Below are 23,327 nucleotides of genomic sequence, written 5' to 3'. Positions count from 1 at the left end.
GCAAGATGATCGCCGTGCGGGTCCCGGCAGGCAACGAACCGGTCAGCACCCTGGCCGCCCGGCACGGCGTGAACCGCCCGGGCTTTATTCGGAAGGGGCCGATTTCCCGTGCTAAGTACGCACAGTTCCGTCGGCGCCCCAAGGAATTGGCGCCGACGACCGCCGCCATGCCAAAGACGGATTTATTTGCTGGCCGCAGCAATAGCCTCCTCGACCACGTGGGCCACCACGAAGGGCTGCGCCGCCGGAACATCATGACCAGACCTGGTTCTGACGATCCTGGCACCGGCCCGATTCGCCATAAATTCCTGCACCTGAGTAGGAATTGCATGGTCCTGAGTCGCGACGATTTCCCACTTTGGGACAGACGCAGGCGCCGCTAGCGTGGCCGCTTCCGCGAAGGCCGCCGCGGCAAGTGGGCGTTCGCCAGCCGCGGCGACGCTTATGTCGGGCTGGCTGAGTCCACCGGCATAGACGGTGCCGTATTTGTCCTGGTTGATGTACACGTCGGTCTGCCCGCCAGCGGCAGCAACGGAATGCAGGTTCGCAGAGACAAGTTCGGACCCCGGAAACTTCGTGACCAGGTCATTGGTGCTCTCGCCCACCACGGGGATCAGCGCGGCAACGTATACGACCGCCTTCACCGACGGCTCCTGGGCGGCGACCTGGCTGACCACCATGCCCGCGTAGGAGTGACCCACCAGCACGACGGGGCCGTTGACGGACTTGACCAGCGCGTCCAGGCCAGCGGCGTCATTGGCAATGCCACGGAGCGGATTCGCATAGGCAATGACGGAATACCCGGCACTGCGCAGCACACTGATCTCCACGTTCCAGCTGGATGAGTCGGCGAACGCCCCATGGACAAAGATCACTGTGGGACTGGCATTGTCAGGATGATGGAAACTATCGGCCGCGGTTGAGGCAGGTGTGGTGGCGGTGTCCGTGGAAATGGGCGCCGCGGAAGCGTTGAAGCTGACGCTGGCAGCGAGAAGTGTGGCGATGAGGGCGCTGAGACTGCTTAACCTGTTCACGGGAATACCTCTTCTGAGTAGTTTCGAGCGGAGTTTGCACATGGCGCGTTCGCAGCGACATTTGAAGTCACGGCTATCCCTTGCCTGGGGGCCCATTGCCTGAGCCGCATGGCGGTCGATAACTGGTCGTATGCTGACTACCGGAAACGATTTCGTCTTGAAGGTCCTTGCTGACCATGGAACCTTGTTGCGCACGCGATGATGCAAACATCGGGCGAGGTTCAAAGGCGCACACGAGGGAGTTCCTTTGGTTCGGCACTCAGCGTCGAGAGGCCGGCGGCGGTGTGTTGCTGGTGCTGGGTGACCTGTTGGAACTGGATGCGGCGCGCACAACGTGGGTAGATGGGTAGCCACCATCCGGAAAATCGCAATGAGGGACTTGTGTCAGTCCGCGATAGCGGTGCAGATGCCGCCCAGGCAGCAGAACATGAATCACGGCTCCGCGCCGCTAGCCGTGTCGGACCAGCCCCAGCGCCTGCGCACGCGAAACAGCCTGAGCTCGCTTGTCGACGGCCAGTTTCAGGAAGATGCTCTTCATGTGAGACTTGACGGTTTCCGGCGCAATCCCGATCGCGCGCGCAATCTCCTTGTTCGACTGTCCTTGCGCAATCAGCTCGAGGATGTTGCGCTCCCGTGCGCTCAGCAAGTCCCCCGCGGTGTCGCGCTGAGGCTTGCTGGCGGGCTCGTACTGTGCCCGCCAGCCACCAAGCAGGCGATCGATGCAGGCGATCTCCCCGCCCGATGCGGTACTGCGCATGTCCTCCCGGACAGCCTGCAGCAGCGGCCCAATTTCCCGCCCCTGATCGAGAGGGGTCCGAAAGATGCCGGCCGGCTCGGCGGAGCGCAAGACTGGACGGAAAGTCTCAATGGCCCGCGCCCGATCCTGCGCACCGAGCCATGCCAGCGCGAGCGCGGTTCGCAAACGTATCGCGAGGTAGTCGTCATGGCGGCGTTCGACGTTTTGCAGCGCGGCACTCAATGAGTCGACCGCCTCGTGCGCCCGGTGTTGGGCCATCGCCAGACTGGCTGCCCCGAGTGCGCGATAGTGTTGGATATCCGCAGAGACCGGGCGCGCAGGATCGGCGTTGGAGGCCGCCAGCTTGTCGAGTTGCGCGACGCACGCCGACGCTTCCGGAAGCCGCGCTTCGGCGACATACAGTCTGGTGCGCTCGACGAGGGCGCCTGCGATCAGCCGGTCCCATCGCCGCGCGTGACCCAACGCCTGAGCCTGATCGAGCAGTGCATGCGCATGCGGAGTGTTCTCACGCGAGCAGGCGATTCGCACGAGCACCTGGTAGGCCATCAGCGTGCAATCGAGCCACACCGCAAGATCGACCACCGGCATCAGGTCGGCGAGCAGCGCTTCGGCCTCGTCCAGCCTGCCCTGCTCGTAGCGTAGCTGCGCGAGCATCGGTGCGCACAGTGCGGCCGAAATGGACTGCGGACCCGCGTAACGTTCGGCGAGGCGCATCGACTCGTTGAAGTGCCGCTCGGCAAGCGCGAAGTGCACCTGCTGCAGTTCCGCGAGGCCAAGCAGGCAGAGCCGGTAGACCGAAGAAAACACATTACGCTGGTCTTCCTCGAGCGAATACGGAATCCACGGTGTGGCGTAGAGCGCTTCGATGTTGCCTGCTCGCCAGTGGCCGAACCGGACGACGTTGGATACCACGTTGGTCGTCCAGATATCGGTCGATGGCCGGTCGAGACACGCCTGCGCGATCGTGAGCGCACGTTGCGGATCGTCCTGCAAGGCCGCGAGCACCGAATGGATCGCGCGGCACTGCCGCAGAATGCCGTCGGTTTCGGTGTTCGTGCTCGCGGTGGCGTCGCGTTCGATCACATCCAGCATCGTCGACGCTTCGTCGAAGCGCATGGCGAGCGCCATTCCCCAGGCGATCGCGAGCGTGACCGTGACCTGCGCCCGCATCAGGTCTGCGGGGAACTGGCGCTGCCAGCCGAGCAGCGTGAGCAGATCACCCTTTTTCACGAGCGCCATCGCGCAGTGCTCCATCAGGCGAATCGCTTCGTCCGTGGCGCCGGCGGCCATTGCATGCCTGACCGCGTCTGTCCAGTGCTCCTGTGCGGCGTACCACTGGCATGCCCGGCGATGGAGGCCGGCCACGTCATCACGATGCTGCGTTGCGAGCCGCTGGCGTAAATACTCGGCCATCAGATGGTGATAGCGGAACCAGCGTCCCTCCGGATCCATCGGTTCCAGCAGCAACTGGCGCGCAGCGATGGTCTCAAGCATGCTCTGGCTCGACTCGACGCCTGTGACCGCCTCGCACAGCGGCGCAGTCAGCCGGTCGAGTATCGCGGTGCGCAGCATGAAATCGACCATGTCGACGGGCAGACGTTCGAGCATGTCCTCGAGATAGGAGGCGAACGGTTTCGACGCACCGGTCGGCGCGCTCAACGCCCAGCCCGGCGGACGATCGTCCCGCGCCAGCACGGAGGCTGAAATACGCAACGCCGCAGCCCAGCCTTCCGTCCTGGCAAACAGCGACTTGATATCGGCCGTGCGCAATTCGCCGGGGCATTCCTGCTCGACAAAGCTGCGTGTCTCGTCGAAGTTGAAACGCAACGTCGAAGCGTCGATTTCCAGCAGTTCGTTGCGGGCTCTCAATTTGCCGAGCGGCAGCGGAGGATCCATCCGGCTGCAGATCACCACATGCACATGTGACGGCGCATTGGCGACAAAAAACGCCATCGCGTCGTGAATCGCCTCGGCGCTGATCAGATGGTAGTCGTCGACGAACAGATAGACCTCGTCTTCGACGTCGACGAGATCGTTGATCAACATTGACACGACGGGACGCGCCGGCACGAGAGACGCCTGGGCAGTCAGACCGATCGCCGGCGCGCCGATGTCGCCGCAGGCATGCCGCAAAGCGTGCGCCAGGTGATGGAAGAAGCGCGCGGGTTCGTCGTCCTCCGCATCCAGCGATAGCCATGCGACCCGTGCGCCGCTCGCGCGCAGGTGATTGAGCCAGCTCAGCACGAGCGATGTCTTGCCGAAGCCGGCCGGCGCTTCCACCACCGTGAGACGTTTGGTTTCAGCCTGCCCGACGAGACAGGCGAGGCGCTGCCGATCGATCAGGCCCGTGGGCAACCGTGGCGGGACGATCTTCGAGGCGAGCAGGAGAGGGGGTGCCATTGCCGGCATCGCTTCAGTCATGTGCGGGCCGTTCCGGGTGTTCGGGATAACCCTTCCCGCCATTTGCCATGCGTCGGTTCACGTACCCCCATTAGGGGGATTCTGCGCAGCATCGCGATCGGACACCATGGATTCATACAAGAGATCGTTGTTCTGTGGGCCGGACAACCACGCAGCATACGGCGGCCTGCGCAGCTGACGAAATGATACGCCAACCACCTCGGAGGAGGAGACATGTCTACCACATCGAATCGCATTGCAACGCACAAACTCGGGCCGCTCGGCGCTGAGCCGGAATTGTCGGAGATGGGGCAGATGGTTCAGCAGACCGTCCATCGTTACGCAGAGGAAGTGATGCGTCCGATCGGCGTCAAGCTCGATCGCATGACGCCCGAAGAAGCGATCGCGCCAGGGTCGCCGTACTGGGAGGCGCGCAGAAAATTCGTCGAACTGGGTTTCGGCGTGGACGGGATCTTCGAGCTCGAGCCCGCGGAACGGGCCAAGACCATGTGCATCCTGTTCGAGGAACTGGGCTGGGGTGACGCGGGCCTCGCGGTTTCGTTCGGCGCGGGTCTGCTGCCCGCAATGCTGGCCACCCTGTTCGGCAACGCATTCTGCCGGGCGCTCGCGCCGGATGCGAAGCTCGGATGCTGGGCCATCACGGAGCCCGATCACGGCTCCGACATGCTCGATGCCAGCGGCGCGATCTTCCACGCGCAAGGCACCTATGGCCGGCCCAACTGCGTGGCGACACTGCGCGGCGACGAAGTGATCGTCAACGGGCAGAAGTCGGCGTGGGTCTCGAACGGCATCATCGCGGACGTGTGCATTCTCTACTGCGCGGCCGACAGCGGCGCGGGCGCCGATACGAAGCGCGGCGCCGTGATTATCGTGCCGATGGATGCCAAGGGCGTGTCGCGCGGCAAGCCGCTCGACAAGATTGGCCAGCGCGCGTTGAACCAGGGTGAGATTTTCTTCGAGAACGTCACGCTATCGAAGGAGCATATCCTCGCGGGCCCCGATCAATACCTCGACGCCGTCTATGCGATTCACGCGTTCGCCAACGCAATCATGGCCGCCGTCTTCACGGGCACGGCGCGCGCGGCGTACGAACTCGCGCATGCCTATGCCCATGAACGCAAGCAGGGCGGCTTGCCGATCATCCGGCATCAGGCGGTGGCATCGCGGCTCTTTCATATGTTCCGCAAGGTGGAGGCGTCTCGCGCGCTCGCGCATCGCATCGTCCACTACAACTTCACGGCGCCGCAGCCGTCGCTGCATGCGGCGATGACGGCGAAGATTACCGCGACGCAGAGCGCGTTCGAAGTCGCCAACGACGCATTGCAGATCTTTTGCGGCAACGGCCTCACGCGCGAATACCCGATCGAGAAGATCTGGCGCGATGCCCGCGCATCGCTGATCGAGGACGGCTGCAATGAAGTCCTTGCGATCAAGGGCGGCTACTCGCTGATCGATCCCGACCTGCTGTGAGCGGTAGCGATCGAATCGCGCAAACAGATCAATACCCCAAGGAGACGGTGAAATGACGACGGCATATGAAGTGGTGCTCTATGGAGCAAGCGGCTACACAGGCAAGCTCACGGCATGGAAGCTTGCCGAACGCGGGATTCCGTTCATCGCAGCCGGGCGCAACAAAGCCCGGCTGGAAGAAGAAATGGCTAAGGTGCCCGAACTCGCGGGTCACGACTATCAGTGCGTGGCCGTCGAGCATGAGACCGCCGCGCTGACGGAACTATTCAAAGGCAGAAAGGCGGTCATCAACATCGTCGGGCCGTTCATGCAGCTTGGCCGTCCTGTCGTGGAGGGGAGCCTTGCGGCGGGTTGCCACTACTTCGACACCACGGGCGAAACCGACTGGATGACCCTGCTCAAGCGCGAATACGGCGCGTCATTCGCAGCGAAAGGCCTCGCGCTATGCCCAGGCAACTCCTACATGTGGACCGAGGGCAATCTGGCGGCCGAGATTGCGCTCGAGACACCGGGCATCGACACACTCGACATCGTTTATCTAGGGGACTCCGAAGTGAGCGTCGCGTCGACGATGTCGTTCCTGCGCATGTGCACTCAGCCTCAGTACTCCCTGCGCAATAACCAGCGCGTGCAGTGGCCGTGGGCGACGCCGTATCAGGTGCATGTGCCTGGCGAGCATGTATTGCTCAACGCGTTGCCGTGGGGCGGTGGCGGCGAGCCGGTCTGGTTCGAAGACGATCCGCGTGTGCGCAATTGCCAGACGCTCGTGTCGTTCAGAAACCAGGAGCGTTTTAACGCGGTGGTCGGGCTGCTGAAGAAGTTCGAGGAAGAGTGCCGGCATCTCGACCCCGCAAAGCAGGAAGAAATCACGAACGAGTGGGGCAAAGCCGTCACGCAGGTCGAGCCGCCGCGCGAGAACCCCGATATCAATCGTTGCACGCTGTCATGCCAGGGGCGTGGCAATACGAATTCCGTCAGCGTCATTCTGCGCGGCAATTCGCCTTATGCGCAGACTGGCGTGCTCGGTGCGGAAGCCGTGCGCCGCGTGTTGCGCGGGCAGCTTCATGCGGTGGGTTTCGTGTCGCCGTCGCAGGCTTTTGGCGCTCGCAACCTCGTTGCCGCGCTGGCCGAGGAAGGTTATCTGGCTCACGACGTCAAAAGTTTTTGACAGGGAATACAACCGCCTGTGCCATACGCTTTTGGCGCGAGCGGTCCAGCGATGGAGAGAGGAAATGGGCAGCGAAGTGTACATCGCGGGCGTGGGAATGACGCCCTTCGGCAAGCACCTGGATACGACGGTCAAGCAACTCACGCGCGCTGCTGTCGAAGCGGCATTCGCCGACGCAGGCTGCGAGGCGGCGCAATTGCAGGGTGCGTTTTTCGGCAATTCCACGCAGGGGCACATGGAGGGTCAGCACATGATTCGCGGCCAGCTTGCGCTGCGCGCCATGGGCGTGGGCACGGTGCCCGTGATCAACGTCGAGAATGCGTGCGCGAGCGCCAGCACCGCTTTTCATCTCGCGGTGAACTACGTCAGGGCAGGCGCTGCCGATATCGTGCTCGCGGTGGGCGCCGAGAAAATGTTCTCGACCGACAAGGCTCGCACTTTCAGCGCGTTCGACGGCGCATGGGACGTACACGACACGGAGAACGGCAAGCGCACTTTGCTCGAGATGGGCAACGGCATCGAACCGCCCGAAGGCAGCATGTCGCCGAAGCCGTACAGCGTGTTCATGGATATCTACGCATCCATGGGCCGCATGCACATGCGCGAATTCGGCACGACGCAGCGACAGTTCGCGGCCGTGTCCGCGAAGAATCACGGGCACTCGGTTCACAATCCGCTCGCCCAGTATCGCCAGCCTTACACGATCGACGAGATTCTCAGCGCGGCGGCCATCACCTATCCGCTGACGCTGCCGATGTGCTCGCCCGTCAGCGATGGCGCCGCGGCGGCGATCGTGTGCAGCGAGGCAGGTCTCGCGCGTCTGAGCGGCCGGCGCTCGCGTGCGATCCGCGTGCTCGCGTCCGTGCTGCAAACGGGCAGCGACCGGCCGGCCGCCGCGCTCGACCGGCATCTGGTCCGGCTCGGTGCGGCCCGCGCGTATGAGCTGGCGGGCGTCGCGCCGCAGGATGTTTCGGTTGCCGAAGTGCATGACGCGACGGCGATCGGTGAAATCATCCAGTCCGAAGTTCTCGGCCTGTGCAAGACGGGTATGGGCGGCATCGCCGCGGAACGCGGCGAGACGACCATTGGCGGGCGGATTCCGATCAATCCTTCAGGCGGCCTCGAATCAAAGGGGCATCCGATCGGCGCGACGGGGCTCGGCCAGCTCTACGAACTCGTGACGCAACTGCGCGGCGACGCGGGCGCCCGCCAGGTCGCGGACGCACGCATAGCGATCGCTGAGAACGGCGGCGGTTTGTGCGGCGTGGAAGAGGCCGTGGCCAGCATCACGATTCTGGGGCGTTGAGGCCGCATCGTCAGGCGCACGACCGGTTCCCGCGCGCACGCGAAAACGAATGTGAACGCGAACGCGGACCCGATATGGAAGGAGACATTGAGCAATGAGCACGCGACCTGAAACCACGCTGGCGGCGTTGATCGCCAACCGCGTCGAATCCATGCCGGATCTCGACGTCCTGACCGTCGAAGGAGCCGGTGTGCGTTCCGACGACGTGCGCACCTACCGGCAGCTTTGGGAGAACGGCCAGCGGCTCGCGCAGGTGTTGCGCGACCAGGGGCTGCGTCCCGGTGACCACTTCGCCTTGCTGATGGCCAATCATGCCGAGTTCCTCGATGCGATGGTCGCGGCATCGATCTCGGGGACCGTGTTTGTGCCGATCGATCCGCGTACGAAGGGAGACAAGCTCGCGTACATGCTCGATAACGCGCAGTGCCAGGGCGTCATCGCGGCCGACTACGCGCTCGACAACCTGATGGCAGTACGGGATACATGCGCGCGGCTCTCGTGGGTGATCGGGCTCGAAACGGACGAAAGCACGAAGCCGCTCTCCGCGTTTCCGGGTGTGGCGTCATATCGCGCATTGCTGCCTGAAACCGTGCCCGCAATCGAGGTGATGACGCGCGACCCCGATAGCGCGATGCAACTGATCTTCACGTCCGGCACCACGGGCGACCCGAAAGGCATCGTCATGACGCATCGGCGTTATTGCACGACGTCGGCGGCAGTCACGGCGCTGTTCGGCTATGCACCCGACGACCGGCCCTATACAGGACTGTCGCTGACGCATGCGAACGCGCAGATCGTGAGTCTGGGCGCCGCGCTGGCCGCGGGCATGCGCGCCGTGATGTCGCGCCGCTTTTCGAAGTCGCGTTTGTGGGACATCACGCGCAAGTACCGGTGTACGACCTTCACGCTGCTCGGCGGAATGACCACGGCGATCTACAGCGAGCCCAACAGGCCCGACGATGCCGACAACCCCGTGCGCTTCGTGATCTCTGCGGGGATGCCGGCTGCGATCTGGAGCGCGTTCGAAGAACGCTTTGGCGTGCGGCTCGTCGAGTTCTACGGCGCGGCGGAAGGCGGCCTCACCGTCAAGCCGCTCGGTGTCGGGCCGGTCGGCAGTATTGGCAAGCCGGCGCCGATGCTTGCATACCGCATCGTCGATGACGAGGGCAACGACTGCGCCCCCGGCGTACCGGGCGAATTGCTGTTCCGGCCGGCTGACGGGTCGCCCTTCCGGGTCGAGTACTTCCGCAATCCCGAGGCCTCGGCGAAGAAGTGCAAGGACGGCTGGCTGTACATGGGCGACGTCGTGCGCGAGGACGGCGACGGCTGGCTTTACTTCGAGTACCGCAAAGGCGGCGGCATTCGCCATAACGGCGAGTTCATCAACCCGGCGCCAATCGAAAAGGTGATTGCGGAGTCGGGCATGGTCGAGGACGTCTATGTCTACGGCGTGAAGGCCGCGTCCGGCGCGCCCGGAGAGAAGGACGTGGTCGCGGCCGTCGTGCCCAAGCACGCATCGCGTTTCGAGCCGCAGCAGGTGTTCCGCGCCTGCCGGGCGAGGCTCGAAGCGAGTTCCGTCATCACCTGGTTGCAGGTGGTACCGGAGATTCCGAAGACCGCGTCCGAGAAACCGCTGGAGCGCTATCTCATCGATATGTTCGAGCAGCGCCCAGACAGCGTGTTTACCGAACAGGCCTGAGCGGCCCATCCCCCTTCGATCCCTCCCCCTCGCTCCCCTGTTCAGGGGATAGTCCGGCGCCCCTGAACAATCGATCATTGCATCACTCGGGATGCCGCCGTGCGAGAGATGTCTCACCGGACCTGTGTCAGCCCGAATCCATTCTCGACCTCAGGAGATATCGATGCAGGACGCCGCACGGGAGCCGACGCCATCCCCCTACGCCTATCCGCTGCTGATCAAGCAGTTGCTGCACACGCCGTTCATCCAGGCGCCCAACCAGGAAATCGTCTACCGCGGCGAGCTGCGGATGACCTATACGACGCTGCGCGAACGCATCGCGCGGCTCGCCAACGGCCTCCACGGGCTCGGCGTGCGGCACGGCAGCACGGTCGCCGTAATGGACTGGGACAGCCACCGCTACCTGGAATCGTACTTCGCGGTACCGATGATGGGCGCCGTGCTGCAGACGGTCAACGTGCGGCTGTCGCCGGCGGAAATCGTCTACACGATCAACCACGCGGGCGCCGACGTGCTGTTCGTGCACACCGACTTCCTGCCCGTGGTCGATGCGATCAAGGATCAGCTCGAAACGGTCCGCACGTTCGTGTGGATCGATGAGCCGGGCAGCGAAGCTTGCACGCACGACATTGCGTTCGCAACGGAATACGAAGCCATGCTTGCCGCGAGCGCGACGAGCTATGACTTCCCGGACTTCGATGAGAACACCCGCGCCACCACGTTCTACACGACCGGTACGACCGGCCTGCCCAAGGGCGTGTACTTCTCGCATCGCCAGCTCGTGCTGCACACCATCACGCTGATGGCCGCGCTGTCGAGCCCGATGTCGGGGCAGCGCTTTCACCGCGGCGACGTGTATATGCCGCTCACGCCGATGTTCCACGTGCATGCATGGGGCATGCCCTATATCGCGACCGTCATGGGCGTGAAGCAGGTCTACCCGGGCCGCTACGTGCCCGAGCGTCTCGTGCAACTGGCGAGCGAGGAGGGCGTCACGTTTTCGCATTGCGTGAGCACGATCCTGCACATGGTGCTGTCGTGCCCGGACGCGAAGCATGCGGACTTCAGCAAATGGAAGATCGTGATCGGCGGCGGGGCATTGCCGCACGGGCTGGCGCGCGCCGCGCTCGATCGCGGCATCGACATCTTCGTGGGCTACGGCATGTCGGAAACGTGCCCCGTATTGAGCCTCGCGCAGTTGCCGCCGCACGCCGGGCCACTCGATCTCGACGAAGAAGTGCGCCTGCGTTGCAAGACCGGCTTCCCCGTGCCGCTCGTCGATCTGCGCATCGTCAACGAGAACATGGAAGACGTTGCGCACGACGGCAGCGCGTACGGCGAGATCGTCGCGCGCACGCCGTGGCTGACGCAGGGCTATTGGAACAACCCGGAAGCGTCCGCGCAACTCTGGGCGGGCGGCTATCTGCATACGCAGGACATCGCGAACGTCGACCCCACCGGCAACATCCAGATCACCGACCGTATCAAGGACGTCATCAAGTCGGGCGGCGAGTGGATCTCGTCGCTCGAGATCGAGAGCCTCATTTCGCTGCATCCGGGCGTCGCGGAAGTCGCGGTGATCGGCATCAAGGACGACAAGTGGGGCGAACGGCCCGTCGCCCTGGTGGTGTGCAAGGAAGAGGCCGAGCTCACCGAAGACGACGTCAAGGCGCACGTGATGAGCTTTAGCAAGACCGGGCGCATCTCGAAGTACGCGGTGCCGCAGATCGTCAGATTCGTCGATTCGCTGCAGAAGACGAGTGTCGGCAAGACCAACAAGAAGTGGTTGCGCGAGCAGTTCGCCTGACCCTTCACAAGGAGCACACACGATGAGCATCAAGGAATACAGCATTGCCACGATCGACAACTTCGTGGGGCGCGAGCTGGGCGTATCGGACTGGGTCGTCGTCGATCAGGCGCGCATCGACGCCTTCGCAGCCTGCACGGGCGACCGGCAATGGATCCACGTGGACGTGGAGCGTGCGAAACGCGAGAGTCCCTTCGGCGGCACGATCGCGCACGGCTATCTGACGCTGTCGCTGCTGGCGGCGCTCGCCATCGAACTCGGCCTCATTCCCGAGGACGCATCGGCCGGGCTCAACTATGGACTCGACAAGGTGCGCTTCATGACCCCCGTGAAAGCCGGCGCGCGGGTGAGAAATCGCGTGACGCTCGCATCGGTGGAAAGGAAGGGCGGCGGCCGGATCATCATCAAGACGATGAACGAGCTGCAGATCGAGGGTGAGGAGAAACCGGCGCTGGTCGCCGAAACCCTGGCGATGCTGGTTGCGTGAGCAACCCTGAGAAAACTTTAGCAATCTTGAACAATCGTCTGATGACGAACCTGATCGATATTCGAGGAGCAGCAGAATGGCGGCTGTAAACGAAAAAACGGCGCGCAATGCGCAGCCGGAGGATATCGCGGCGAGCGCCGCGGAAGGCATGCTGGGGCCCAACCCGTTCGTGGGCCTGCGCCCGCGCGACATCATGGCTGCCGTGCAGCAGATCGGTGCCCAGGCGCTGCGGCAACCGGCATTGCTCCTTGAGCAGGAGGCGGCGCTTGCCCGCGATCTGATGGCGGTGCTCGGCGGCACGGCGGATAGCACCCCGCCCGCAGGCGACAAGCGTTTCACCGACCCGGCGTGGCAGAACAATTCGCTGTATCGCATGACGATGCAGGGCTACGTCGCATGGCGCAATGCGCTGACGGGGTTCGTCGAGCGCTCGGCGCTCGATCCGAAGAGCAAGGAGCGCGCGCAATTCGTGCTGTCGCTCATGACCGATGCGCTGTCGCCAACGAACACGCTGTTCGGCAATCCGGCGGCGCTCAAGAAGGTCATCGACTCGGGCGGCGCGAGCCTTCTCGGTGGTGTCAAGAATCTCGTGACGGACATGCTGCAGAACCAGGGCATGCCGGCGCAGGTCGACAAGACTGCGTTCAAGGTCGGTGAGAATCTCGGCACGTCGCCGGGCGCGGTGGTGTTTCGCAACGAGGTGCTCGAGCTGATCCAGTACGCGCCGTCGACAGGCGAGGTGTACGCGCGCCCGCAACTGATCGTGCCGCCGCAGATCAACAAGTTCTATGTGTTTGACCTGTCGGAAGGCAAAAGCATCGTCGATTACCTGGTGAGGAGCGAGTTTCAGGTGTTCGTGGTGAGCTGGCGCAATCCCGTCGCGACGCAGAGTCATTGGGACCTCGATACTTACGTGGCCGCGCTTCTCGAAGCGATCGCGGCCGTGCGCGACATCACCGGCAGTGACGACGTCAATCTGCACGGTGCCTGCTCGGGCGCGATGACGATTTCGGCGCTGCTCGGCCACCTGGCCAGCCGTGGCGACAAGAGCGTCCATGCCGCCACGTTGATGGTGGCGGTGCTCGACAACACGGCTGATTCGCAGCTCGGTCTCTTTGCCACACCCGAAGCCATCGCGGCGGCAAAGCAGAACAGCACGTCGAAAGGTGTGCTCGCCGGTGAGGAAATGGGCCGCGTGTTCGCGTGGATGCGGCCGAACGATCTGGTGTGGAACTACTGGGTCAACAACTATCTGCTCGGCAAGGCGCCGCCCGCATTCGACATTCTCTACTGGAACAACGACGCGACCCGCCTGCCTGCGCGTATGCATGGACAACTGCTGGATATCTTCACGGGCAACCTGTTCAGCAAGCCGCGTGCACTGACGGTGCTGGGCACGCCGATCGACCTGTCCGAAGTGACGTGCGACAAGTACGTGGTGGCGGGTATGACCGATCACATCACGCCGTGGAAGGGCGTGTACAACACGGCGCGTGTGTTCGGCGGCAATACGCGCTTCGTGCTGAGTTCGAGCGGCCATATCCAGAGCCTGATCAACCCACCGGGCAACCCGAAGGCGAAGTTCTTCCTCAACCCCAACCTGCCAGCGAATGCCGACGCATGGCTCGCCGGCGCCCAGGCCGAAAAGGACTCGTGGTGGGACAACTGGCGCATCTGGCTCGCCGATCGTTCCGGCGAGCGGCGTGCGGCGCCGGCATCGGTCGGCAATGCGCGGTATCCCGCAGGCGTGAAAGCGCCGGGCACCTACGTCATGGAAGCATGACGTGCACCCTTTGACCGCATGAGGGTCATCATTTTTTAAACATCGTTTCTAAAGGAGCACCGAATCATGGATTCAAACACGACCAACAACATTTTCGCGGAGTACAAGAAGGTCATCGGTCAGTTCAAGCTGCCCGGCATCGACGTCGCCGCTATCCTCGAATCGCACCGCAAGGATATCGAAGCGATCGCCGAAGCCAATACGACCGCGCTCGCAGGTGTGCAGTCGCTGGCGCAGAAGCAGGCGGAAATCCTGCGCACGACATTGAGCGGACTGCAGTCGCTTGTCACGCGTTCGGCGCAGGCGGATGGCCAGAGCGCAGCCGGTGCGGGCGAGATCGTTCAAAATGCGATGCAGAAGGCGCTCGTCGACATGCAGGAACTGGCGGACACGTCTTACCGCGCCCAGTCGGACAGCTTTGCGGTGGTGACGAAGCGTGTTGCCGAGCGCGTCGAGGAACTGAAGACGCTGCTGCAGCCGAAGAAATAAGGCGGCACCGCGTTTGCGGCATGCCGGCGCCTCGAATGAAGTGTCGTTCAAGAAGATCATCCGGAAAATAAGATGCACACGAGCCTCGAGTCTGATTGCAGCATGTCCGTCCAGCTAGTCGATCTGGACGGGCAGACGCTGCGTGTCGCAACCTGGCGCGGCAGCGATGCTTCGCCGCCGCTCCTCATTTTCAATGGCATCGGCGCCAACCTCGAACTGGTGGAGCCGTTCGTCAGGGCGCTCGAAGATGTGAGCGTCATCATCTTCGACATTCCCGGTGTGGGTGGCTCGCCCGCGCCGGTCGTGCCGTACCGTTTTTCGACGTTGTCGGTGTTGGCCGACAAACTGCTGACGAGGCTCGGCCATCACGGCGCTGTCGATGTGCTCGGCGTATCGTGGGGCGGGGCGCTCGCACAGCAGTTCGCGCGTCTGTACCCGGCGCGCTGCCGCAGGCTGATCCTGGCGGCCACTTCGCCCGGCGTCATCATGGTGCCGGGCAAGCTCTCGGTGCTGTCTAAAATGATCGGGCCGCGCCGCTATTTCGATCCGGCCTATATGCAGCAGATCGGCGCGGACCTGTATGGGGGCGCTTACCGTCGGAATCCGGCGCTGCTGAAGGAGCATAGCCGTCACATTCAGGCGCCGCGCGGCCGTGGCTACCTGTATCAGCTGCTGGCCATGTCGGGCTGGAGCAGCCTGCCGTGGCTCGGTGCGTTGCGCCAGAAAACGCTCGTCATGCACGGCAGCGACGACCCGATCGTGCCGCTCACCAACGCGAAGATTCTGGCTGCGCGTATCCGTGATGCGACGCTCCATGTGATCGACGACGGCCACCTGTTTCTGATCTCGCGTGCGAGCGACGTCGCGCCGGTGGTGCGACGGTTTCTCCGGCAGGAGGCAAGTTGAGGTTCTTCGCGGACGGCGGGGCAGGTGCGCGGACTGCATCGGCGAGCGTACGCGATCTACGCAAGATCAAAGGTCTGCAGCGCATGCGCGTGACGGCGACGTGCCTGCTGGCGCTCATGATTGCGCTGCTGCTCGTGTGCGTGGTCTGGCAGCCCGGGTATGCCTGGCTTGCGTGGCCGCGCGCGTTTGCGGAGGCAGGCACGGCGGGCGCAATCGCGGACTGGTATGCCGTCGTCGCGCTGTTCCGTCATCCTGTGGGGCTGCGCATGCCGCATACGGCGATCATTCCGCGCAACCAGCAACGCATTGCCGAGAACCTCGGTCGCTTCATCGAAGAGAATTTTCTCGCGCCGGAACTGGTCGTCGGACGGCTGCGGGAGCACAACACTGCACAGGCGCTTGCCCGCTGGCTCGCGGAACGCAAGAACAGCGAAGCGATCGCCGATGCCGTGGCGGATTCGCTTGCGGTGCTGCTCGACGGGATCGGCGAAAAAGATGTCGAGTGGCTGCTCGATCGCCTCGTGATCCCGCAGTTGCGTACGCTCGATATCTCGCATGTGGCGGGTGATGCGCTCAAGGTCCTGACCGAAGGCGACCGGCATCAGCCCTTGCTCGATCACGGACTCGCCGCGCTCGAACGCTGGTTGACGGCGAACGTGGAGATGATCAAGGCCCGCTTCAGCGAGGCGTCGCGGTACACGCCCGCACCACTCGATGCGTACATTGTCAGAAAATTCGTCGAAGGCATCATTGCGTTGCTGCATGAAGTGGCGGCGAGCCCGGACCATGCGCTTCGCCTGCAGTTCGACGAGGCCTTGCAGGAACTGATCGTAAAGTTGCAGACGTCGCCCGTGCATCGCCGCTTCGGCAAGTTGTTGATGCGCGACTGTATTCGCCATTTCAGGCGGGGAAACTACTGTCGCGTGCTGCTCGATCATGTGCGCACGCGCTTGCTCGGGGAACCGGGTCAGGGGCAGACTGCGATGCGCGATGTGCTGGCGAGTCTGCTCGCTTCGCTCGGCGAACGCGTGAGCCGCGAAGCCGCCATTCAAAACAAGCTGAATGCGTGGTGGCTCGCGCTTGCGCACGAGCTTGTCGTGCGTTATGGGCGCCAGTTGTCCGCGCTGATTACCGAGGTCGTGAAGAGCTGGGATGCCGAGGAAGTGAGCCGGAAGATCGAAGCCGAAATGGGTCGCGACCTTCAGTTTGTGCGGATCAATGGGACATTGGTGGGCGGCATGGTCGGTTTGCTGCTGCACGCCCTCGCGCTGGCCGTCGCGCGCTGAAGCGGTGCCTCGCAAGCTGGGCCGAACGTCAACCCGCCGCGACGAGCCCCAATGCCTGGGCTCGGGCAACGGCCTGCGCACGCTTGTCGACCCCCAGCTTCACGAAGATGTTCTTGACGTGCGTCTTGACGGTCTCAGGCGTAATCCCAAGGCTGCGCGCGATCTCCTTGTTCGACTGCCCCTGGGCAATCAGCTCGACGATGCCGCGTTCGCGTGCGCTCAACGCTTCGCGCTCCACCTCGCGTGCGGATTTCGCCGCGGGATCGTATAGCGCGCGCCAGCCGTCGAGCAGACGATCGATATACGCGACCATTTCTCTGGGTTGCGGCGTGGTGCGTGTGTCGTCGCGCACGGCGCGCAGGAGCTGCCCGATTTCCGGCCCCTGGTCGAGAATCGAACGGTAGATGTCGCGACTCGCATTGAGGACGTCGCGAAACATCGCAACCGCGCGGGCCGGTTCGTTCGCGCGCAGCCAGACGAGCGCAAGCACGGTGCGCAGGCGAAACGCGAGGTAGTCGTTATGCCGGTTTTCGACGCTTCGAATAGCGGACGTCAGCGATCCGACCGCGTCTTCCATGCGGTTCTGCGCGATGGCGAGCCACGCCACCGCGGTCGCATGAAAGGTTTCGATCTCGGGTGACAACGCGCGGCCGGCTGCGGCATACGAGGCCACCAGCTGATCCAGCTGCGCCCCACAGGCCGCGGCTTCGGTGCTCCTCCCTTCCCTTAGATAGAGCCGCGCGCGTTCGACGAGTACGCCGGCCTTCATCCGTTCCCAGTGGCGCGAATAGGCCAGCGCCTCGGCGTGATCGAGCAGCGCATAGGCCTGCCGCGTGTTGCCGCGCGCAATGGCGATGCGCACCAGCACACGATAGGCAATGAACGTGCTATCGAGCAGCACCGCGAGATCGATCACCGGCATCAGGTCGGCCAGCAATGCTTCGGCTTCGTCGAGTCGTCCCATCTCGTACCAGATCTGCGCAATCATCGGCGCGCATAACGCGGCCGAGATAGACTTCGGACCGGCGTGACGTTCGGCCAGCTGGATCGATTCGTTGAAGTAGCGCTCGGCCAGCGTGAAATGCATCTGCTGCATTTCCGCGTGTCCGAGCAGGCACAGGCGGTAGACTGAAGCGAACACGTTGCGCTGGTCTTCCTCGATCGAATAGGGGACCCACGGCGTGGCGTACAGCGCCCCGAGGTTGCCCGCTTTCCAGTGCCCGAAGCGCACGACGTTGGAAGCGACATTGGTGGTCCACTTGTCGGTCGAGGGCCGTTCGAGGCAGGCCTGCGCGATTGGCAGCGCACGCGCTGGATCGTCCTGCAGTGCTGCTACCACGGAGCGGATTGCCTGGCATTCCCAATGGATGTCCTCCGCAGCGTTTCTTGCGCTGATGTCGCTGTCTGTGTCGCGTTCGGCGGCGTCCAGCATCGGCAGTGCTTCGTCGAAGCGCAGGGCAAGCGCCATCCCCCATGCGATCGCGAGCCTGATCTTGATCTGTCCGCGCATCAGATGCGCGGGGAACTGCCGCTGCCAGCCGAGTAGGGTGAGCAGGTCGCCCTGCGTGACGAGCGACATCGCGCAGTGGCCGATCAGCGCGACGGCCCGCTCCGTATCGCCCGCTGCGATGGCGTGCCGGACCGCGTCTGTCCACAGCGCGTGGTCGGCGTACCACTGGCAGGCACGGCGATGCAGTTCGGCTACCTCGTCGCGATGGCGCGTTTCGAGCCGGTGATGCAGATACTCGCCCATCAGGGGGTGATAGCGGAACCAGTGCCCTTCGATGTCGAGCGGTTCGAGCAGCAACTGGCGTGCCGCGATCGCGTCGAGCATGCCATCTTCTTCCGCGACGCCGGTGACGGCCTCGCATAGCGAAGCCGTCAGGCGATCGAGTATCGAGGTGCGCAGCATGAACCCGACCATCTCAGCCGGAAGGCGCTTGAGCATGTCTTCGAGGTAGGCCGCAAACGGCCGCGAAGCACCGGACGGCGTGCTCACGTCCGAGGCCGTCCTGCCTGCGTCACGCGAAAGCGCCGAGGCCGATATACGGAGCGCCGCGGCCCAGCCTTCGGTGCTGTCGAACAGCGATTTCACGCTGGCCGCCTTCAGCCTGCCGGGGTATTCGTGTTCGACGAAGCTGCGTGTTTCGTCGAGATTGAAACGCAGCGTCGAGGCGTCGACTTCGAGCAGTTCGTTCTTTGCGGCGAGTCTCGCGAGCGGCAGCGGCGGATCGGTGCGCGTGCAGACCACGACGTGCACGTTCGACGGCGCGTTCGCGATGAACCACGACATCGCCTCGTGAATGGCAGGCAGGCTGATCAGGTGATAGTCGTCTAGGAACAGATAGACCTCGTCGTCGACATCGACGAGCTCGTTGATCAGCGTCGATACGACCGACTGCGCCGGCACGAGCGAAGCCTCCGCCGTCATGGTGATGGCGGACGCGCCGACACTCGCGCAGGCGTTGTGCAAGGCCCGCGCCAGATGGTGAAAGAAGCGCGCGGGCTCGTCGTCCTCGATATCGAGCGCAAGCCACGCGACGCGTGCGCCGTCTGCATGCAACTGCTTGATCCACATGAGCGCGAGCGAGGTTTTGCCGAAGCCGGCAGGCGCCTTGATGAGGGTGAGCCGTCTGGATTCCGCCTGTTCGGCGAGGGCGACGAGCCGTGGCCGCTCGATCAGGCCGGTGGGCAGGCGCGGCGGCAAGACCTTCGTGGCGAGGAAAAGAGGCGGCCTTGCCGGGGGCTTTGCTTCTATCACGTGCATTGAGTGCTCCAGGCGTTCGGGTTGACCCTGACTGCCGTTCCCCATCCATGCGATCGCGCTCCCCTGTACGGGGGATATTGCACCGCATCACGCCCGGGCATCATGGAATCAACCGATGAGATCGACTTCCTGCAGCCGGACAACGATGTGTTGCTCAGGAAATGATACGCCCAACGACCTTGAAAGAGGGCATATCGAGCGCATCGAAGCGCCTTCAGTCCAGTGAGCTGCACTGGGCAAGCGCCTGACCCGACACCCTTCAACGGAACTGATGCAGGAATCAACGATGAGCACCTATATTGCCCCGCTGCGCGACATGCGCTTTGTGATGACGGAACTGGCCGGCCTTGATGCGGTGTCCGCGCTGCCGGGCTTCGAGGAGGCCACACCCGAACTCGCCGAGGCGGTACTCGATGAAGCCGCGAAGCTCGCGACCGAAGTGCTCGCGCCGCTCAACAAGCCCGGCGACGCACAGGGCGCACGCCTGACGGGCGACGGCGTGATCGCGGCGGACGGCTTTGCGGGCGCCTACAGCCAGTTCGTCGAAGGCGGCTGGACGGGATTGAGCGGCGACCCGGAATTCGGTGGCCAGGGATTGCCCGAGGTGCTGCATGCGGCCACCGTCGAAATGTGGAATGCATCGAACATGGCATTCGCGCTGTGTCCGCTGCTGACGGCGGGCGCCACGGAAGCATTGAGGCACCACGGTTCCGATGCGCTCAAGGCACGCTATCTGCCCGATCTCGTGAGCGGCAAGTGGACGGGCACCATGAACCTGACCGAACCGCAGGCAGGCTCGGATCTCGCCGCCGTGCGTACGAAGGCGGTGCCGGAAGGCGATCACTATCGCCTTTCCGGCCAGAAGATTTTCATCACGTGGGGCGATCACGATATGACGGAGAACGTGATCCACCTCGTTCTCGCTCGTACGCCGGACGCACCCGAGGGCGTGCGGGGCATCTCGCTCTTTCTGGTGCCGAAGTTTCTGCTCAACGCCGACGGCTCCATTGGGGAGCGCAACGACGTGCACTGCGTGTCGCTCGAACACAAGCTCGGCATCCATGCGAGCCCGACCTGCGTGATGAGCTTCGGCGATCACGGCGGGGCGATCGGCTATCTCGTGGGGCAGGAGAACAAGGGGCTCGCGCATATGTTCACGATGATGAACGAGGCGCGCCAGAAGGTGGGTATCCAGGGTCTCGCGATCGCGGAGCGCGCGTACCAGCAGGCCCGCGAGTACGCAATGGAACGCGTGCAAGGGCGGCTCGCGGGCAGCAAATCGCCGAACGCCGTCGCGATCGTTCATCACCCGGACGTGCGGCGCATGCTGATGACGATGAAGTCGCAGATCGAAGCGATGCGCGCGTTCGCCTACGTCATGGCCGCGGATATGGACCATGCTCACCGCAATCCCGATGAAGCGGAGCGCGCCCGCCGGCAGGCGCGTGTCGATCTGCTGATTCCGGTGCTGAAGGCATGGTGCACGGAACTGGGTGTCGAGATTGCGTCGCTCGGCGTGCAGGTGCATGGCGGGATGGGTTACATCGAAGAAACGGGCGCCTGCCAGTTCCTGCGCGACGCGCGCATTGCACCGATCTACGAAGGCACGACAGGTATTCAGGCAGCGGATCTTGCGGGCCGCAAGCTCGCGGCGGATGGCGGCGCGGCGATGAGGGAACTGATCGCGCAGATGCGTGAGACCGCCCACGAACTCGCGCACAGCACGGACGCGCAGGTGACGGCGATTGGCGCGGCCTTGACCGCCAGCGTGCAGGCGCTCGACGACGCCACCGCCTGGATGCTGCAGGCACTGGCGAGCCAGCCGGACGCCGCGCTTGCCAGCTCCGTCGACTATCTGATGCTCGCCGGCTACGTATGCGGCGGGTGGCAGATGGGGCGGGCGGCGCTCGTGGCATCGAAGAAAAGCGCCGCGAACGAAGACCCGGATTTCCACCGCGGCAAGCTTGCCACCGCACGTTACTACGCCGACAAGATCCTGCCGAAAACGCAGGCGCTGCTCGAATCGGTGCGCAGTGGCGCTTCAAGTGCCAACAGTTTCGCCGCAGAAGCACTCTGAGCCGTACTGCGATCGCCAGGCGATCCGGTATGAACACATTGATAGGTATGACGAACTAAATAACAGACGAGACCATGAAAAAAATTACATGCCTTGCGCTCATTTCGGGCGCGCTCTGCTCTAATGCGATGGCTCAGAGCGCCGGCAGTATGGTCACCAGTGTGGGAGGCGCCTGGCTCGACTTCGGCGGTTCGTCCGCGACGCCGTTGCAGAGCAGTTCCGCTGCGGGCAACTTTACGTCGCCGGGAACGGGTGGACAGATCCACAATACGGCCACCCTTGAACTCGCATTCACGTACTTCATCACCGACAACATTGCACTGGATCTGGCTTCGGGTATTCCGCCCAAGCTCAAGCTCTATGCGCAAGGCGCCGTGGCGCCGTTCGGTCCCGGCGGTCCGAAACTCGATCTCGGCAATCTGCAGCCGCTTGCGACCACGCGGTCATGGCCACCGATTCTCTTCGTCAAGTACTTCTTTGGCCGTCCGGAGGCGAAGGTGCGTCCCTTCGTGGGTGTCGGCGTGAATTACACGTGGTACTCGCATACCGAACTCAATCCCACCTTCAGCGGCGCGTTGCAGCAGGTGGCGGGGCCGGGCGGCAAGGTCGATACCTCGCTCAGTTCGTCATGGAACCCGGCGTTCAACGTCGGTGCCTCCTATAACTTCAGCAAGAACTGGTACGCGACTGCATCGATGACTTACCTGCCGCTCAAAACGAATGCGACGGTCAATGCCGTGGCTGCCAACGGCGAGACGGTGCTGTCGAACAAAACGCATATCGTGGCGAACCCGTGGATCGCATTCGTGGGGATCGGGTACCGGTTTTAAGCGAAATCGCGCGAGAGCGTTCCCCCTTACAGGGGATGGTTTCGGACTGGGTTTGCGTCGATCATAGACATACCGGGACGATATCGGATTCCGGTTCTGGCTGATGAGGACCATACGGCTATGCGGATCGATGCTCCTAAATTACGTCTTGACCTGCGAGGCAAGATGGGTGAACCCGCTGCGCTGCGATTTTTTCGCGGCGTCGGCTCGCGATTTCATGCTTCAGCGGTGGACACAGGCAGGCATGCGCCTGCCGTGCCGGTAACGCGTGTTGCAGAGCGCAGCGTCACTGCGTATCGGGGGCAGTGCGGCGTTCCCGGTGAGCGCCCTGCCGGCGGTAATGCGTCCACTCCCAACGTGGCTGCCGGGCGGGATGACAACGCCGCTGAAATCGTCTCCGCGTTGCTCGGCTGCTGGCCCGAACCGTGGCTGGCTGTCGCAAGTCGCGCGGGCGTGACCAAGGTTGAGCTCGATGCATGGCTCGCGCGCAAAGGAACATTGGCCGACGACGTGCTTTCGCGTTTGATGTCGATATTCGGGCTCACGTACCCGCGGTGCGAGCGTGCGGGCGAAGCGGCAGATTCCGCGGCGAACGCCGGCCACTACATGCTTTTCGCGGGCAACTCACCGGAACGGGTGACCCGGGCCTATGCGTTCGTGACGGCGGGCGATCCGGACGCAGCCAGTGTCGAACTGATACCGGCCGGGCGAACACCGGAGCACCGCTGGCGCTATCTGCTCATCCTGCGTGGCGCGGATATTCCCAGTCTGATCTGCTTCCCACGCGTGGGACGTAGCGCCCAGCTGCTGGAACTGGGGCGGCTTGCACGATTTCATGGGCAGTTCGCGGTCAGCGCGGACTTCTACGAGGCGGTCCAGGCCCTGCGTGCCGATGTCGAACAGCGACCAACCCGCGTTTTGCACGCGATGCGCACGCTGCATCGGGTGCACGCGGGCGACATCGCGCGGATCCATGCGAGGCTTAAAGGGGATCGATAAGCGGGTGAAGTGCCAGGCCGCCGCCGTGAAATCTGGCTTGA

At 63.7% G+C, this 23,327-nt stretch carries 16 protein-coding genes; 13 read left to right on the top strand and 3 right to left on the bottom strand.

Going from position 1 to position 23,327, the window contains the following annotated elements:
• Positions 1-182: 182 nt before the first annotated feature.
• The gene (locus PQQ95_RS30855) at positions 183-1,034 is read right to left on the bottom strand and encodes an alpha/beta fold hydrolase (RefSeq protein ID WP_408444610.1); all 852 of its coding nucleotides are present in this window, start codon (positions 1,032-1,034) and stop codon (positions 183-185) included.
• Between the two features lie 448 nt (positions 1,035-1,482).
• Positions 1,483-4,191: a winged helix-turn-helix domain-containing protein gene (locus PQQ95_RS30850; RefSeq protein ID WP_408444608.1), complete on the bottom strand. Its 2,709-nt coding sequence runs from the start codon at positions 4,189-4,191 to the stop codon at positions 1,483-1,485.
• 234 nt (positions 4,192-4,425) lie between these two features.
• Between PQQ95_RS30850 and PQQ95_RS30845 the strand changes: the two genes are divergently transcribed.
• The 10 genes from PQQ95_RS30845 (at position 4,426) to PQQ95_RS30800 (ending at position 16,613) form a co-directional block, all read left to right on the top strand.
• A complete protein-coding gene (locus PQQ95_RS30845; protein WP_408444605.1) occupies positions 4,426-5,682 on the top strand; it encodes an acyl-CoA dehydrogenase family protein in 1,257 nt (418 codons plus the stop codon).
• Positions 5,683-5,734: 52 nt separating this feature from the next.
• Positions 5,735-6,850 (top strand): saccharopine dehydrogenase family protein, encoded by a 1,116-nt coding sequence (locus PQQ95_RS30840; protein ID WP_408444602.1) that lies wholly within the window; start codon positions 5,735-5,737, stop codon positions 6,848-6,850.
• Positions 6,851-6,914: 64 nt separating this feature from the next.
• Positions 6,915-8,156: a thiolase family protein gene (locus PQQ95_RS30835; protein WP_408444600.1), complete on the top strand. Its 1,242-nt coding sequence runs from the start codon at positions 6,915-6,917 to the stop codon at positions 8,154-8,156.
• Between the two features lie 94 nt (positions 8,157-8,250).
• A complete protein-coding gene (locus PQQ95_RS30830) occupies positions 8,251-9,855 on the top strand; it encodes an AMP-binding protein (protein ID WP_408444597.1) in 1,605 nt (534 codons plus the stop codon).
• A gap of 163 nt (positions 9,856-10,018) precedes the next feature.
• Entirely contained in the window at positions 10,019-11,662 is a 1,644-nt protein-coding gene (locus tag PQQ95_RS30825) for a fatty acid--CoA ligase (RefSeq protein ID WP_408444595.1), read from the top strand.
• 22 nt (positions 11,663-11,684) lie between these two features.
• Positions 11,685-12,149, top strand: a complete 465-nt coding sequence (locus PQQ95_RS30820; RefSeq protein WP_408444592.1) for a MaoC family dehydratase — start codon at positions 11,685-11,687, stop codon at positions 12,147-12,149.
• A gap of 76 nt (positions 12,150-12,225) precedes the next feature.
• Positions 12,226-13,932, top strand: coding sequence for an alpha/beta fold hydrolase (locus tag PQQ95_RS30815; RefSeq protein ID WP_408444590.1), 1,707 nt, complete (start codon positions 12,226-12,228; stop codon positions 13,930-13,932).
• A gap of 66 nt (positions 13,933-13,998) precedes the next feature.
• On the top strand, positions 13,999-14,421 hold the full coding sequence (gene phaP, locus PQQ95_RS30810) for a TIGR01841 family phasin (protein WP_408444587.1): 423 nt from the start codon (positions 13,999-14,001) through the stop codon (positions 14,419-14,421).
• A 72-nt stretch (positions 14,422-14,493) separates the two neighbouring features.
• Complete coding sequence (gene phaZ, locus PQQ95_RS30805) at positions 14,494-15,327, top strand: poly(3-hydroxyalkanoate) depolymerase (RefSeq protein ID WP_408444585.1); 834 nt, start codon at positions 14,494-14,496, stop codon at positions 15,325-15,327.
• Positions 15,324-16,613: a DUF445 domain-containing protein gene (locus PQQ95_RS30800; protein ID WP_408444583.1), complete on the top strand. Its 1,290-nt coding sequence runs from the start codon at positions 15,324-15,326 to the stop codon at positions 16,611-16,613. Before phaZ ends, PQQ95_RS30800 begins: the two co-directional genes overlap by 4 nt.
• 28 nt (positions 16,614-16,641) lie before the next feature.
• On the opposite strand, the gene PQQ95_RS30795 is transcribed toward PQQ95_RS30800, so the two are convergent.
• A complete protein-coding gene (locus tag PQQ95_RS30795; RefSeq protein WP_408444580.1) occupies positions 16,642-19,380 on the bottom strand; it encodes a winged helix-turn-helix domain-containing protein in 2,739 nt (912 codons plus the stop codon).
• Between the two features lie 286 nt (positions 19,381-19,666).
• Here PQQ95_RS30795 and PQQ95_RS30790 point away from each other — a divergent pair, with 286 nt between their 5' ends.
• From PQQ95_RS30790 to PQQ95_RS30780, 3 genes are all read left to right on the top strand, one after another.
• Positions 19,667-21,457: an acyl-CoA dehydrogenase C-terminal domain-containing protein gene (locus PQQ95_RS30790; RefSeq protein ID WP_408444579.1), complete on the top strand. Its 1,791-nt coding sequence runs from the start codon at positions 19,667-19,669 to the stop codon at positions 21,455-21,457.
• A gap of 74 nt (positions 21,458-21,531) precedes the next feature.
• The gene (locus PQQ95_RS30785; protein ID WP_408444576.1) at positions 21,532-22,287 is read left to right on the top strand and encodes an OmpW/AlkL family protein; all 756 of its coding nucleotides are present in this window, start codon (positions 21,532-21,534) and stop codon (positions 22,285-22,287) included.
• Positions 22,288-22,452: 165 nt separating this feature from the next.
• The gene (locus PQQ95_RS30780) at positions 22,453-23,286 is read left to right on the top strand and encodes a hypothetical protein (RefSeq protein WP_408444573.1); all 834 of its coding nucleotides are present in this window, start codon (positions 22,453-22,455) and stop codon (positions 23,284-23,286) included.
• The last annotated feature ends 41 nt before the right edge of the window (positions 23,287-23,327 follow it).

It is taken from the genome of Paraburkholderia caffeinilytica (assembly GCF_046030355.1).
Classification (GTDB): Bacteria; Pseudomonadota; Gammaproteobacteria; order Burkholderiales; family Burkholderiaceae; genus Paraburkholderia; species Paraburkholderia caffeinilytica_B.
This window is presented reverse-complemented; position numbering and strand designations above follow the sequence as displayed.

What these genes read in the sequence shown, in the direction of transcription:
- PQQ95_RS30850 (WP_408444608.1), bottom strand. Translation starts at nt 4,191, where the DNA reads ATGGCACCCCCTCTCCTGCTCGCCTCGAAGATCGTCCCGCCACGGTTG.
- PQQ95_RS30845 (WP_408444605.1), top strand. Translation starts at nt 4,426, where the DNA reads ATGTCTACCACATCGAATCGCATTGCAACGCACAAACTCGGGCCGCTC.
- PQQ95_RS30840 (WP_408444602.1), top strand. Translation starts at nt 5,735, where the DNA reads ATGACGACGGCATATGAAGTGGTGCTCTATGGAGCAAGCGGCTACACA.
- PQQ95_RS30835 (WP_408444600.1), top strand. Translation starts at nt 6,915, where the DNA reads ATGGGCAGCGAAGTGTACATCGCGGGCGTGGGAATGACGCCCTTCGGC.
- PQQ95_RS30830 (WP_408444597.1), top strand. Translation starts at nt 8,251, where the DNA reads ATGAGCACGCGACCTGAAACCACGCTGGCGGCGTTGATCGCCAACCGC.
- PQQ95_RS30825 (WP_408444595.1), top strand. Translation starts at nt 10,019, where the DNA reads ATGCAGGACGCCGCACGGGAGCCGACGCCATCCCCCTACGCCTATCCG.
- PQQ95_RS30820 (WP_408444592.1), top strand. Translation starts at nt 11,685, where the DNA reads ATGAGCATCAAGGAATACAGCATTGCCACGATCGACAACTTCGTGGGG.
- PQQ95_RS30815 (WP_408444590.1), top strand. Translation starts at nt 12,226, where the DNA reads ATGGCGGCTGTAAACGAAAAAACGGCGCGCAATGCGCAGCCGGAGGAT.
- phaP (WP_408444587.1), top strand. Translation starts at nt 13,999, where the DNA reads ATGGATTCAAACACGACCAACAACATTTTCGCGGAGTACAAGAAGGTC.
- phaZ (WP_408444585.1), top strand. Translation starts at nt 14,494, where the DNA reads ATGCACACGAGCCTCGAGTCTGATTGCAGCATGTCCGTCCAGCTAGTC.
- PQQ95_RS30795 (WP_408444580.1), bottom strand. Translation starts at nt 19,380, where the DNA reads ATGCACGTGATAGAAGCAAAGCCCCCGGCAAGGCCGCCTCTTTTCCTC.
- PQQ95_RS30790 (WP_408444579.1), top strand. Translation starts at nt 19,667, where the DNA reads ATGAGCACCTATATTGCCCCGCTGCGCGACATGCGCTTTGTGATGACG.
- PQQ95_RS30785 (WP_408444576.1), top strand. Translation starts at nt 21,532, where the DNA reads ATGAAAAAAATTACATGCCTTGCGCTCATTTCGGGCGCGCTCTGCTCT.
- PQQ95_RS30780 (WP_408444573.1), top strand. Translation starts at nt 22,453, where the DNA reads ATGGGTGAACCCGCTGCGCTGCGATTTTTTCGCGGCGTCGGCTCGCGA.